The sequence below is a fragment of the Pedobacter caeni genome, from assembly GCF_900129215.1.
Classification (GTDB): domain Bacteria; phylum Bacteroidota; class Bacteroidia; order Sphingobacteriales; family Sphingobacteriaceae; genus Pedobacter; species Pedobacter caeni.
The window spans coordinates 358223-372337 of record NZ_FQUQ01000005.1 but is presented as its reverse complement, the minus strand read 5'-3'; the positions used below and the strand labels follow the sequence as shown (position 1 = coordinate 372337).

14 protein-coding genes and 1 riboswitch are annotated in these 14115 nt (G+C 43.3%); of the genes, 12 read left to right on the top strand and 2 right to left on the bottom strand.

Annotated features, from left to right (window positions below; translation table 11 throughout):
* Window positions 1-3 precede the first annotated feature (3 nt).
* The 12 genes from BUC20_RS25475 to moeB all read left to right on the top strand — a co-directional run bounded on the left by BUC20_RS25475 (window position 4) and on the right by moeB (window position 12321).
* Window positions 4-1470: a hypothetical protein gene (locus BUC20_RS25475; RefSeq protein ID WP_073234800.1), complete on the top strand. Its 1467-nt coding sequence runs from the start codon at window positions 4-6 to the stop codon at window positions 1468-1470.
* A 92-nt stretch (window positions 1471-1562) separates the two neighbouring features.
* Window positions 1563-2357 carry a hypothetical protein gene (locus BUC20_RS25470; protein ID WP_073234797.1) on the top strand — a complete coding sequence of 265 codons (795 nt, stop codon included), beginning with the start codon at window positions 1563-1565 and terminating at the stop codon, window positions 2355-2357.
* A 157-nt stretch (window positions 2358-2514) separates the two neighbouring features.
* Entirely contained in the window at window positions 2515-3816 is a 1302-nt protein-coding gene (locus BUC20_RS25465) for a gliding motility protein GldB-related protein (RefSeq protein WP_073234794.1), read from the top strand.
* A gap of 363 nt (window positions 3817-4179) precedes the next feature.
* Window positions 4180-4986 carry a hypothetical protein gene (locus BUC20_RS25460; protein ID WP_073234792.1) on the top strand — a complete coding sequence of 269 codons (807 nt, stop codon included), beginning with the start codon at window positions 4180-4182 and terminating at the stop codon, window positions 4984-4986.
* Between the two features lie 133 nt (window positions 4987-5119).
* Window positions 5120-5207, top strand: a riboswitch (TPP riboswitch).
* A 62-nt stretch (window positions 5208-5269) separates the two neighbouring features.
* Window positions 5270-5473 (top strand): sulfur carrier protein ThiS, encoded by a 204-nt coding sequence (gene thiS, locus BUC20_RS25455; protein ID WP_073234789.1) that lies wholly within the window; start codon window positions 5270-5272, stop codon window positions 5471-5473.
* 51 nt (window positions 5474-5524) lie between these two features.
* Window positions 5525-7408, top strand: a complete 1884-nt coding sequence (thiC, locus tag BUC20_RS25450) for a phosphomethylpyrimidine synthase ThiC (protein ID WP_073234786.1) — start codon at window positions 5525-5527, stop codon at window positions 7406-7408.
* On the top strand, window positions 7409-8011 hold the full coding sequence (locus BUC20_RS25445; protein WP_073234783.1) for a thiamine phosphate synthase: 603 nt from the start codon (window positions 7409-7411) through the stop codon (window positions 8009-8011).
* Entirely contained in the window at window positions 7987-8742 is a 756-nt protein-coding gene (locus BUC20_RS25440; protein WP_073234781.1) for a hydroxymethylpyrimidine/phosphomethylpyrimidine kinase, read from the top strand. Before BUC20_RS25445 ends, BUC20_RS25440 begins: the two co-directional genes overlap by 25 nt.
* Window positions 8739-9392, top strand: a complete 654-nt coding sequence (locus BUC20_RS25435; protein ID WP_073234778.1) for a thiamine phosphate synthase — start codon at window positions 8739-8741, stop codon at window positions 9390-9392. The genes BUC20_RS25440 and BUC20_RS25435 overlap by 4 nt, the downstream gene beginning before the upstream one ends.
* Before the next feature lie 6 nt (window positions 9393-9398).
* Window positions 9399-10169: a thiazole synthase gene (locus BUC20_RS25430; protein WP_073234777.1), complete on the top strand. Its 771-nt coding sequence runs from the start codon at window positions 9399-9401 to the stop codon at window positions 10167-10169.
* Window positions 10159-11271, top strand: coding sequence for a 2-iminoacetate synthase ThiH (thiH, locus tag BUC20_RS25425; RefSeq protein ID WP_073234774.1), 1113 nt, complete (start codon window positions 10159-10161; stop codon window positions 11269-11271). The genes BUC20_RS25430 and thiH overlap by 11 nt, the downstream gene beginning before the upstream one ends.
* 3 nt (window positions 11272-11274) lie before the next feature.
* Complete coding sequence (gene moeB / locus BUC20_RS25420) at window positions 11275-12321, top strand: HesA/MoeB/ThiF family protein (protein ID WP_073234772.1); 1047 nt, start codon at window positions 11275-11277, stop codon at window positions 12319-12321.
* Between the two features lie 22 nt (window positions 12322-12343).
* Here the strand turns inward: moeB and BUC20_RS25415 are convergent, their stop codons facing one another.
* Entirely contained in the window at window positions 12344-13435 is a 1092-nt protein-coding gene (locus BUC20_RS25415) for a hypothetical protein (RefSeq protein WP_073234769.1), read from the bottom strand.
* A complete protein-coding gene (locus tag BUC20_RS25410) occupies window positions 13429-14061 on the bottom strand; it encodes an ABC transporter ATP-binding protein (RefSeq protein WP_073234766.1) in 633 nt (210 codons plus the stop codon). Before BUC20_RS25410 ends, BUC20_RS25415 begins: the two co-directional genes overlap by 7 nt.
* Between the last annotated feature and the right edge of the window lie 54 nt (window positions 14062-14115).

Sequence of the window (14115 nt, the reverse complement as noted above, 5' to 3'; positions counted from 1 at the left end):
ACCATGAAAAAATATCTACTTCTATTTCTTTTGTTGTCTGTGTTCACAAACCTGGCTATCGCACAAAAAAAGACTGCTAAAAAAAGTGTACCGTCAAAAGTTCAGCCGCCAAAAATCAAACGCTTTACTCCTCCAAAAATCGTAAGGCCTGAGCCAGAACCTCAATCAGAACCTCTTATTTCTGAGGAGATGGGTAATCATGCAGTACCCACTGTCATGGAAAGCTCCGAAGCGACCAAATTCAGGAAAGAACGGATTTGTACCACCTGCGACACCCTGAAATTGGAAAGCAACAAAGCACACATTATCATTTACGATGTGAAATGGATGGCAGACACAGAAAGTAGAATATATAGAAAACAGCCCACAAAGAACGATTTAAACAATAGTTACTATGCCCTCTCGGGCCACAATAAAAGAGAATGGGACGAATTGCAACGAAACTTTCCCGAAGATAAATTCAGTTATCACCATGTATTTCGGAACACCTACATAGAGATACCAAACAAAAAACATCAAATATTAAATTTACTGGACAGACAGCAGAGACATGAAGGGTTTGTCTACTGGAGTGGAAAAGAAAATGACAGTACAGTTAACCGTAAAAAAATGGTTTTGCTGACAGAAGCTGTCGCCAAAGAAACAGTTGAAAACAAAACATCAGCTTATTATAAAGATTTTTTAAGGGACAGTCTGGCCATTGCAAATTTTCAAAAGACAATACATCCAGCCACCCAATTAATAGCCAATATGAATGTATTATTGCAAAACGAAATATTTGGTGAAACGGTTATACCTTTTCAATTTTTAGATGTAAACAAGCTGAGCAGAATCACGGTTCAGTCTGAAGCAGATCAGGAGAAACAAATTGTACTTAAATTGAACAACAAAGGTCAGCTTACACAGACCATTGAGGAAAAGCGGGATAGTACGAGCATCAGCTACCAAAATAACCTCCCCTTAGTTGTTAAAAAACGTGATCAGGTGATCAATTTCTATTACCATGGGGACACCGTGATCATCAAAGACCGTAATTACCTGAAAGTAAACAAGCTGGTCGGCAAAATATTTTTTGAGGTTCAGAAATATCGTATAACAGAAGACGATTATGCAGATATGACCCTGGATAAAGGCTACGAAACAAAGCTCAGCATAAATAACACCAACACCTGTATTAAAGAAGCAGCAAAAGATGGCGACAGATCTAACCAGGTGTGTTACGGCAATACAAATTGGGATCTTCCACTAACTGTTAAAACGGATAGCAGGGATCAGATTGAAACTACAACTTATACAAAAAATGCGCAGAACAACCTGGTTATAGAGAACTTAAACGGATATAAATCAACGATGCACGAATATGTATTAAGTGATGGAAAAATGACGACGCTAAAAAGTTCCTTTAAGCGGAACGAAGGTCCGTATAGCAATCCCTACTTGCTAAGTATCAGCTACGAATATTTCAAATAAGGATACCATCATCATGAAGTCCTCAATGTTAGCAGCAATATTCAAAGACTGAGCAAAACAGACAGGCGATTTTTCATAAAAATCCGGTTATTATGGGACATAGAACTTATTTAATAAAGACTTCAAAAGACAAATCCAAAGAACTTTTTGAAGCCAATAACAGTATTCCATTTTTTTGGCTGACACTTATTGACCTGGACACGGTTGAAAAAACTGAACCGGAAATGATTAAAGTTGACAACCTGAACGAAGAACAATACGAAGCATATGCAGAACAAGACAGCTCATCAACAACGTTAAAAATTTCAAAGACTGATTTTTTGAAAAATGCAGCTGAGGGAGCAAAATTCATAAACAAACATTTTTCAAAGGAAACAGCGCTTTACCATGATTTCATCAGCTATTTGGATCTGACATTCGATAACAATGATGTTCTGGAATTAGCATTGATGGAAATGGCTGATTTTAGTGATATTCATTTGCTCATCAAAAGTTTAAAAGAGGAGATCAATGCCATAAAAAACGACAATGCGAATGAAGTAGCTTATCATATTGACGGAAACATCTTCTCCAATTTAACAGGATACGACAGGTTTTTATCGGATAAATTTAAAAATCATTCCACTGACTATCGAATTGCCTGTGACAATGAAGACCTTGCACGGGATATTGCGAGAAGAAAAAATATCGACACTCAACAGCAGACCATTCAAAAAGAAAAACGATCAAATAATTACACAGGTTTTCTAATGTTATTTATTGGTCTTATTTTTATGTGTGCCTGTGTTTTCATGATCACAAAAGAAGGAATAACGCTACAGACAATTTCTACGCTTATTTTCTGCTTAGCAATTCTAGCAGGCGGCTACTTCAAACTTAGACATTAAGTCACACTGAAGCTGGTATTGAATGCATAGGGCAAGCTTTTGAGACCATTTAACAAGAAAATTTGCTACGAAAGGCTCCGATTTGAAATAATTATAATATTTGTGATAAATAAAGGGCTGGAGAAAATGTTCAGCCCTGCATTAGTAAAAGAAAAACATGAGAAAACTAATTTTCAGCATCATCGGCCTTATTCTGGCCATTCCTTCTTACAGCCAGACCGGCAAACAATCCTTTGTATCAACAGACATTGACAACTTCTGGATGGCTTACGAAAAAATCACGGCTACAAAAGATAGTGTTGAACAATATAAATTTCTAAAAGAACTTTACATCGACAAAGGGACACCGGGGTTAAAAAGTCTGATTGAAGTCCGCAATTATACCAGTAAAGACTTTATTGATGCCATCAACAAATATCCGAAATTCTGGAACTCCTTAAAAGCAAATACCCTAAATTCCAAAGAACTATACCCGGAAATTGAGACAGACCTCAACAAATTGAAACTCGCTTATCCGGACTTAAAACCTTCCACCGTTTATTTCTCTGTTGGCGCGCTCAGAACCAATGGAACCATACAGGAGAACAGCGTTTTAATTGGCAGCGAAATGTCTCTGGCTGATCATTCCACCGTTATTGATGAACTTCCTGAATGGCAACAACCATTTTTTAAAGAATACTTCCCCAGAAAAAACATTGCTTTATTATGCACGCATGAATATATCCATACCCAACAAAAAGAATTGGTCGAAAATCTAATCTCCATGTGCCTGTACGAAGGGGTCGCAGAATTTATCTCCTGCAAAGTAACGGGTAAAGCATCGAGCAGTCCGGCCATAGAATTTGGAAAAGCCCATCAGAAAGAAGTCGTCAAACAGTTTGTATCCGATTTATTCAATGGCAGCAACGACTACAACTGGCTATGGGGCCAAAACAGAAATCAATTGAAAATAAGAGACCTGGGCTATTATGTGGGTTACGAAATTTGTGAAAGATATTATGATTTATCGAAAGATAAAACAAAAGCAATCAAAGAACTCATTGAACTTGACTACAAAAATGAAAAAGAAGTGGAACGCATTGTAAATGCAACTAAACTCCTTCCCAAGACCTTAAAAACGCTGCGTCAGGACTATGAAAAACAAAGACCTGAGGTGGTAGCTGTAGAACCTTTCAAAAATGGCAGTCAAAAAGTGAAATCGGGGCTCACAAAAATAACGGTTACCTTTTCTGAGCCTTTAAATGGAAAAAGTACCGGGATCGACTTTGGACCACTTGGAAAGGAATTTACACCCAAAATCAAGCTGGAAAAGACCTGGTCCTCCGACCGGAAATCCCTGACACTTGAAGCTGATTTAAAACCAAATCAACATTATCAGATCTTGATTTCAGATGTTTTCAGAAAACAGGACGGAACAAGATTGAAACCTTACCTGATTGACTTTAAGACCGCTGACTAAGAAAGAGTTAAACCTGCATAAAGTCATAATTATGTCAACAATTTTACCTTTCCCGTAAATTATATACAAAAATACGCATATTGATTTAACGTAAAAATCTCCGCTCATTGCTAAAAATTTCTGTTTAGCCCCCATTAAAGTTAATTTGACATGCCCCTTCGTTTCGCCCGTATTGTGGTCGATATTGACTCGTACTGAGTCCACGGAAAGTGCACAGTGAGTCCACGGTGAGTCCACGTTTTTCCGGAAAAAACGTGGACTCAATATTTACCTGTCCTGAAACATCTATGGACATAGATCGAACTGAGCTTGGATCCAACTCAAACATTGATTAACTTGAACTTAAATTTAAATTATTCAAAAATGGCAAGATTAAAAGGGAAATTTCTAATCGGAACGATTGGAAACCTCACATTCAAAACAGACAAAAAGGGTCAGATCCTTCAGAGAAAAATAGGAAAAGGCCATATAAAACAAACAAAAGCGACCAAAACAACCGCCCGGGTATTTGGGAAAGCCAGCAGCTTCTCTCTTTGTGTCCGAAAAAACTTTGGCTACGTGATGGGCGACCATTATGATGGAGAAATGGTAAACCGGTTCAACAAAGAAAATTTCGCGATCTTCAGGCAATGTTATCAACCTGAAACTGAAAGGTACGAATTTAAAACTGATTATTTCCAAAGACTGAATGGTTTTGATTTCAATGTCGCTTCTCCTCTGAAGAACAGTTTATGGCTGGTGCCATCAGTGCAGTTATCAGGACGGGAGCTGCTGATTCGCCTTCCTGATTGCGAGATTCAGACCGACTTCAAATTCCCCACCAAAAGCAATATCTGTACCCTGGAACTGATGATCTATCTGATATCCATCAGAACAGGCTTTGAGAAACAAATCAACCTGGAACCTCTGCAAATATCGAATGACCAAAAAATCATCCCTGCCCGGGAATGGAAAGTGGAAATCCCTGATGGATGTATCTGTATCACTGGCATGTTGCTTTATTATTATGACTATCACAGCCAGCAGCAAGTAAAGATCCCGATAAACCATAAAGAATTCAATCCTGCGGCGATCTTAGACGCGTCGGTTAGTGATGGGGAATTTAACTTACCCTGGGACTCCAGCTGGCAATCTTCGGGATTACAATTCCAACCGAAGATCAGAGAATAAAACCCGGAACCAATCTTTCATGTCCGGGAATCATATCATGGTTGCTTTTTCATCACCAGAAAACGAAAAACACCAGCAAACACAGGCCAAAAGACCTGTGTTTCTTTTTTTCAAAAAAATAATCTAGTTTTACAAAAAACTTTAGGGGTGCCTTGCGCTGAGAAATACCCTTTGAACCTGATGCAGTTAGTACTGCCGAAGGGAAAAGTAGAAGCAACTTGTGTTGCCGTCTTTTCATGCCTGTAAAAAGGTCATGCCTATAGTTTTTCCAATTTTTCAAAATATGGAAATAACTGTAAATCAAAAAAACTACCAGCTTAACGACACTTGTTCCGTAGAACAAATGCTTGCAGAGGTCCTTAAAATCCCTGTTCAGGGAATTGCTGTGGCCATCAATCAAACCATTATCCCCAAAACCGACTGGCCCGGGCGGCAACTTCAACCCGGCGACCGCATCACGGTCATCAAGGCCACCCAGGGCGGTTAAACCCCTCAAAACATACCAATCCAGCAAATAAAACTTCTCAATTAAGAAATTATGAAACACGAAAAGACGCCAGACGAACAAGTCATCAGCCGAACTCCTTTTCCGGCATCCAAAAAGATTTTTGTACAAGGTCAGCTCCATGATATCCAGGTGGCCATGCGTGAAATTACCTTGAGTGACACCAAAATCCACAACGGATTTGGCGCCACAGAACCTAACCCACCAGTCACGATTTACGACACGAGTGGTCCCTACACCGACCCGAATGCAGACATCGATGTGAAACGTGGTTTGCCAAAATTAAGGGAGAAATGGATCACCGACCGCCAGGATGTGGAACAACTGGACCAGATTTCATCGGATTATGGTCAGGAGCGACTGGCAGATGCCAGACTGAACGACCTGCGTTTCGCCTATATCACCAAACCTTACAAGGCCACTCCGGGCAGCAATGTGTCCCAGATGCATTATGCTAAAAAAGGAATCATCACTGCGGAGATGGAGTATATCGCCATCAGGGAAAACCAAAGGATCGATCTTTTGAATGAACAGTTGGGTGCACAATATGGCGTCATGGCTCATCAGCATCAAGGTCATAGCTTCGGTGCAAACACCCCAAAGGGGTACATCACCCCTGAGTTTGTCAGACAGGAAGTGGCTTCCGGAAGGGCAGTCATCCCCTGCAACATCAATCACCCGGAACTGGAGCCGATGATCATCGGTCGGAATTTTCTGGTAAAAATCAATGCCAACATCGGAAATTCTGCAGTAACCTCTTCGATCGAAGAAGAAGTAGAAAAAGCAGTATGGGCCTGCAGATGGGGTGCAGATACGATCATGGATTTATCCACGGGTAAAAACATTCATGAAACCAGAGAGTGGATCATCCGCAACTCGCCTGTTCCGATCGGGACTGTTCCGATTTACCAGGCTTTGGAAAAAGTAAACGGCAAGGCCGAAGACTTAACCTGGGAACTGTTCAGGGATACCCTGATCGAACAGGCCGAACAAGGAGTGGATTATTTCACGATCCATGCCGGCGTACTGTTGCGCTACATTCCTATGACAGCAAAAAGGGTCACCGGAATTGTATCACGCGGCGGATCAATCATGGCAAAATGGTGCCTTGCACATCATAAAGAAAGTTTCCTTTACACTCACTTCGAGGAAATCTGTGAGATCATGAAGGCTTATGATGTTGCTTTCTCACTTGGCGACGGCTTAAGACCAGGTTGTATTGCCGATGCAAATGACGAAGCGCAGTTCGCTGAACTGGAAACCCTTGGTGAGCTGACCAAGATCGCCTGGAAACATGACATACAAACGATCATTGAAGGCCCGGGACACGTTCCGATGCACCTGATCAAGGAAAACATGGAGAAACAACTGGAACATTGCTCTGAGGCGCCGTTTTACACTTTAGGCCCCCTGACCACGGATATCGCTCCGGGTTATGACCACATCACTTCTGCCATTGGGGCTGCAATGATCGGATGGTTCGGTACTGCGATGTTGTGCTATGTAACACCAAAAGAACACCTTGGCCTTCCCAACAAGAAAGATGTGAAGGATGGGGTGATCACCTACAAAATCGCGGCACATGCGGCCGATCTTGCAAAAGGACATCCGGGTGCACAGTACCGCGACAATGCCCTGAGCAAGGCGAGGTTCGAATTCCGCTGGGAAGATCAGTTTAACCTTTCCCTGGATCCGGATACGGCAAAAGAGTTCCATGATGAGACCCTCCCCGCAGATGGCGCCAAGATCGCCCACTTCTGTTCGATGTGCGGCCCTAACTTCTGCTCGATGAAAATCACACAGGACGTGAGAGACTATGCTGCCAAACAAGGAGTAGACGAAGCGGATGCCCTGAGCAAAGGCATGGCAGAAAAATCTAAGGAGTTCGCAGAAAAAGGAAGCGAAATTTATTTGTAAATGGAATTGATCGTGATTTCCAGTCCCGGCTTTTTTGAAGGAGAAGCCAGCCTCATCAACCAGCTTTTTGAGTCGGGAATGGAGCGCTTTCACCTTCGCAAAGAGGGGATGGAAAAGCACAGGTATGAAGCACTGCTTGGCAACATTCTTCCGGAGTACCGGGAGCGTGTTGCCCTGCATCAGTTCCATGAACTGGCCGCAGATTTTGGAATCCGGAGACTCCACTTTCCGGAGCTTCAAAGGAAGAGCGGGAAACACCTCCTCCTCCCGCCTTCGGAAGACATTATCTTAAGTACTTCTATACATCAAATAGATCAATTAACTGATTTGAAATATTTTAATTACACATTTTACGGCCCGGTATTTCAAAGTATCTCCAAAAAAGACTATCCTTCTACCCTGCCCGAAGGCTTCCTGCTGAAGAATCCGACAGGACTGAAAGTGGTTGCCCTTGGCGGAATAGATGCAGAAAAAATCCCATTGCTCAGGCAGATGAATTTTGAAGGTGCAGCGCTGCTTGGCTGTCTTTGGAACGAACCTGAACTGGCCGTCATGAATTTTAAAAAGAGCCTGGAAAAATGTCAGCACAACGACCCTATGTAATCAGCATTGCCGGCTTCGACCCCAGCGCCGGAGCAGGAGTACTCTCCGATCTGAAGTGTTTCGAAGCACACCGGGTTTACGGATTTGGAATCTGTTCGGCCCTGACCATCCAGACGGATGCAGACTTCCTGCAGAACGACTGGATGAGTGCAGAACAAATCATCGCACAGTTCCGGCCACTGCTGAAAAAGTTCCCGGTACCAGTGGCAAAGATCGGACTGATCAAAGACCTGGATACCCTGGAAGAAGTCTGCATTGATCTGAGCTTACATAACCCGGAGATTAAAATTATCGTAGACCCGATTTTAAAGGCCAGTGCCGGCTATAAATTCCACGAGTGGAATGTGTACCCGGAAAAACTAAAAAACGTCTTAAAACGGCTCTATTTGATTACGCCTAATTTTCTTGAAATGGAAAGCCTCGGTTCAGGACAGGAAGTCCATGCGGTATGTAAAGACTGGTCGCAAGACCTTGCCGTACTTTTGAAGGGCGGGCATAACAGCACGGCCCCCGGCACAGATTTTCTATACCAGGCAACACAACGCCTGGAACTGAAACCTGCGTCCTCAGAAATCTTTCAGAAACATGGTTCCGGATGTGTCCTCTCTGCCGCCATCTCGGCGGAGCTGGCCTTAGGAAAAAGCCTCAGCGAATCCTGCCTTCTGGCAAAGCAATACACCTATAATTTTCTCCATAGTAACCCCAGCCTTTTGGGCTACCATTCCTCATGATAGACAGACTACATTACATCTCCCAATCCAGCGAAAAAATCAGCCACCTGGAGGCCATAGAACAGGTCCTGAATGCAGGCGGAAAATGGATTCAGCTCCGGGTAAAAGACCTGCCGGAAAGCGAAGTTTTAACCCTGGCTAAAGCTGCAAACGAGCTCTGCAAAAAATTTGCAGCCCACTTGATTATTAACGATTTTCCAGCTGTTTCAAAGGCCGTTTCTGCCTATGGTTTACATTTAGGATTAAATGACATGAGCATCACAAAGGCCAGATTAATAACAGGTAAAGAAATAAAAATAGGTGGAACGGCAAACACGTTGCAAGACATCAAAAAAAGAGTCGCAGAAGGGGCAGATTATATCGGTTTAGGCCCCTACCGTTTCACCAATACGAAGAAAAATTTAAGCCCGGTTCTTGGCCTGGAAGGTTATCAGAAAATCATGGAACAGGTGAAAAAAGAAGGCATCATTACCCCCATTATTGCCATTGGCGGAATCGCTCCTGAAGACCTGCCGGAAATCCTGAAAACGGGCCTCCACGGAGTCGCTGTTTCGGGTGCTTTAACCGGAAAAACAGATGCCCGGGAACGCATAAAAAACATGTATGCTGAACTGGAAAAACACCCTGCTTCCCACACCTCAAAACTCTAAAAGAAAATGTTAAAAATAGCAGACAAAACATTCAATTCCCGCCTGTTTACCGGCACCGGAAAATTCAGTTCTCCGGAAGCAATGGAAGCCGCTTTATTGGCCTCCGGCTCGGAACTGGTAACAGTTGCCCTGAAACGGGTAGACCTGAACGATGAGGCAGACGACCTCTTAAAACACCTGAATCATCCGCAAATCAACCTTTTACCCAATACCTCCGGGGTAAGAAACGCCAAAGAAGCGGTATTTGCCGCACAAATGGCAAGGGAAGCCCTGGAAACAAACTGGATAAAGCTGGAAATTCATCCGGACCCAAAATACCTCATGCCAGACCCCATAGAAACACTGAAAGCAACAGAAGAGCTGGCAAAATTAGGCTTCATCATCCTCCCTTATATCCATGCAGACCCTGTCCTTTGTAAAAGACTGGAAGATGCAGGAACAGCCGCTGTAATGCCCCTGGGTTCCCCTATAGGTAGCAACAAAGGGCTAAAAACCATAGATTTCCTCGAAATCATCATCAGCCAGAGCAATGTACCCGTAATCATCGATGCCGGGATCGGCTCCCCTTCGGATGCAGCCAAAGCGATGGAAATCGGCGCAGATGCCGTATTGGTGAACACTGCTATAGCCGTATCCGGAAACCCGGCAAAAATGGCTGAAGCCTTTAAAATAGCTGTTCAGGCAGGCAGAATGGCTTATGAGGCGAGATTAGGTCAGGTTTACTCACAGGCTGTTGCCAGCAGCCCCTTAACCGCATTCTTAGACGATGAGTTTTAACGATATTTTTGAACGCCACAACTGGGACGAAACCAGCAGGAGCATTTACGCCAAGACCAGTGTAGATGTAGAACAGGCATTAAATGCGCCCAAAAGAACTTTGGAAGACTTTAAAGCCCTGATCTCCCCTGCGGCGGCACCTTACCTGGAAAGAATGGCGCAGTTGAGCCAGCAGCTTACTTTAAAGCGCTTCGGAAATACCATCCAGATGTATGTCCCCCTCTATCTGTCCAATGAGTGCAACAACATCTGCACCTATTGTGGCTTTAGTTACGACAACAAGGTGAAACGCAAGACCCTCTCGCCAATGGAAATCATGGAAGAAGTGGTAGTGATCAAAGAAATGGGCTACGACCATGTACTTTTAGTAACAGGCGAAGCCAATCAAAGCGTCCACACCGACTATTTCAAAAAAGTACTGGAGCTGATCAGACCGCATTTTGCCCATATCTCCATGGAAGTGCAACCCCTCGACCTTTCCGATTATCAGGAACTGACCCCTTATGGATTGAATACGGTGCTTGTTTATCAGGAAACCTATCACGAGGAAGATTACAAAAAGCACCACCCAAAGGGAAAAAAATCCAATTTTCAATACCGCCTGGACACCCCGGACCGATTAGGAAAGGCAGGAATCCACAAAATGGGCTTAGGGGTGCTGATTGGCCTGGAAGACTGGCGAACGGATTCTTTTTTTACCGCACTCCACCTGAACTACCTGGAAAAGCAATACTGGCAAAGCAAATACAGCATCTCTTTTCCCAGACTCCGTCCCTTTAGTGGCGGCCTGGAACCAAAGGTGGCTATGAACGACAGGGAGCTGGTGCAGCTCATCTGTGCTTATCGCCTGTTCAATGAAGAAGTGGAATTGTCGATCTCTACCAGGGAGTCTGTCGCCTTCCGGGACAACATTATTAAACTGGGCATCACCTCCATCAGCGCGGGTTCGAAGACCAATCCGGGAGGCTATGCAGTGGAACCCCAATCCCTGGAACAGTTCGAAATTTCGGATGAAAGAACAGCTGAAGAAATCGCAGAAATGATTCACAAACAAGGATATGAAGCCATTTGGAAAGACTGGGACATTAGCTTAACGAAGTAAATCATGAACAATCAGGAACTTAAAAGGTACGACCGTCAGATTCTATTGGAAGAATTAGGCCTTGAAGGGCAGGAAAAGCTACGGAACACCGCAGTGCTGGTCATTGGCGCCGGAGGCCTGGGCTGCCCGCTCCTACTCTACCTTGCCGGAGCAGGAGTAGGAAAAATAGGCATTATTGATGGAGATGTAGTGGAAGAAAGCAACCTGCACAGGCAGGTGCTTTACCAGATGAACGACCTCGGAAAAAACAAGGCCCAAACGGCTGCCGACAAGCTCAGACAGCTCAATCCCCTGATCGAAGTACAGGCTTATCCTTACCATCTGAGCGCAGAAAATGCAACAGCTACCCTCTCTGATTACGACCTGGTGATGGATGGATCGGATAATTTTCCGACCCGTTACCTGGTAAACGACAGCTGTGTTACCCTGAATAAACCACTCATATTCGGCTCCATTTTTAAATTCGAAGGGCAGGTTTCCGTATTTAATTACCAGGGTGGCCCGGACTACAGAAGCTGCTATCCTGAAGCACCGGCAGCAGCAGAACAAAACAATTGTGGCGAAAGCGGGGTCATCGGCCCATTGCCCGGCATCATCGGAAGCATAATGGCCAATGAATGTATTAAGGTTATTTGTGGCTTTGGGGATCAGCTTTCCGGAAAACTACTTATCTTCAATGCTTTAAATTATGACATGCAGATTTTTAACATTCAGCCCGAAGGCGCTAAAAAAGACGCTTTACACGAAGCCGGAACAAAAGCAGCAACCTACCAGGAAATCGGACAGGAGGAATTGCAGGAATGGAAAGACAAGGAAGAGCCTTTCCTGTTGATCGATGTGCGTGAAGCCTATGAATTTGAAGAGTACAATATCGGTGGAACACACATTTCCCTGTACGACCTCAAAGACAAAATAACGGATATCCCTTTCCAGAATAAACTGGTTTTATGCTGCACTTCAGGAGCAAAAAGCAGAATGGCAGCCAAATTAATCAGCAAAACAAGGAAGGAAAGTCTTTTTATAATCAGCCTGTTAAACACAAATACCTAAACCCTAACTTAACGAACAAACATTACATCTCCTTCAAATCTTTCTGATGGTAAAAGAAGAAGAAATACCCAATATAGCCAAGAAAAATCAGCAGGCTATAAACCAGGTAATAATGTGCCAGTACCACAAACATGCTGACAAAAAAGAAGCCCAACAACCATTTCAGGTATTGGTCCTGATCCAGATTTATCCAGTACAAGACTATTTGTAAGCCCATCAATCCAGACAAACCAAAGCACAAACCATAAACCATGTGCAGTAGCTGTCCATCTGTTTTGAGTACATAAAAGAGCAGCTCGGGAACAAAAAGTAATAGCAATACCAACAGGTTTTGTCCTAACCTGGAAGCTAAAGTAATGGGAAGGCTTCGGGTAAAGGAAAGACGGTCGACCTCATTTTTCATTAACGCATGCAACAACATACTATGCGACAATACGGCTGCCAGAATCCCAATCATAGATACACGAACATCACCTGAAACATCCGCAAAAACCCACATTGTAGCATTGAAAAGCGCAAAGGACAGCACCTTACTTGCAAAGAGCATCAATGTCTGCTCCTTCAATAAATAATAAAAAGGCCATGTCCAGTAAGGCTTACTCCATTGGGGGAGGGAGATTTTTAAATAAACCTTAGCTGGAACATGGCTATAATTGATGATCCTGAACATAAAGCCTGAAAGGACAAGCAAAAGGCCAGGAACATAGAGAAAAACGGCAAAAACACTTACATAACTGCCATTGGTAAGCCCTACATAGACAAAAGGAACGAGGTATAACAATATGGGAAGAAACAGCAGGGCATAGAGCTTTAGCCATAGCCTGAACTGAACTTTCCTTGCTGATGCCCCCAGCAGGAATACAAACTGATAAGCGGCTGTTTTCAGCTGTTTCTTCACAAAAAACAAGCATTTCAAGGCATATAGCGCCCAACAAACAAAGACAAGGGCAAGAATAAGTGGTGATGAATAGATGAGCAGCATCAGGGTTTTATGATAACTGAGCAGCTGCGAAGACTCCACAATCCCAAACAGCAGGTAAAAGCCAAACAGAAACAGGCCTGCATGTGCTGCAAAGAATTCTTTACTCAAAGTCTTCAAAAACAGCATCAGCATGCTTCTATTTGTTTGTCTTTAATTTGAAATACGCCTTTAAGCGGCAACTGCCCTGGTTCCAGCTCCTGATGTGAAGACAAAAGGAAACTACTCCCCTTCTCATGATAGCTCCGGATCAAAGCATAAAGTACCTGTGCAGCATGGGTATCTATGGTAATGAGTGGCTCATCCAGGATATACAGTTGAATATTACCGGTAAAGGCACAGATCAAAGAGAGCTTTTTGAGCATTCCACTGGAATAACTTCCGATCTTATGGTCCATAAAGGCGGTCATCCCGAACTGTTCAACGATGTCCTGAGCCTCAGAATGTTCCGCTTTCCTGACTGCGATATGATAGTTCAACAACTCATTTCCGGTAATAAATGAAGGGTATTGAGGTTCAGCCTCCGCATAACTGATCATGGATCGGTAGGCAACAGGTGCTTTTTTTAGGCTGACCCCGTTCAAACTCAATTCTCCTCCGAATGGCGTTTGTCCGGAAATCACTTTGAAAAGTGTCGTTTTTCCAGTTCCATTTCCTCCTTTAACCCAGTAAATACCATGATCAAGACTCCATTTCTCAAAAGAAAAGATCACATGATCTCCGTATTTCTTATCTATATGTTCTAAACTTAAGCCGTTCAATCCGTATATTTTTGTATTTAGATAGCCCGCACACCGATATGTTACTGCTGTTAT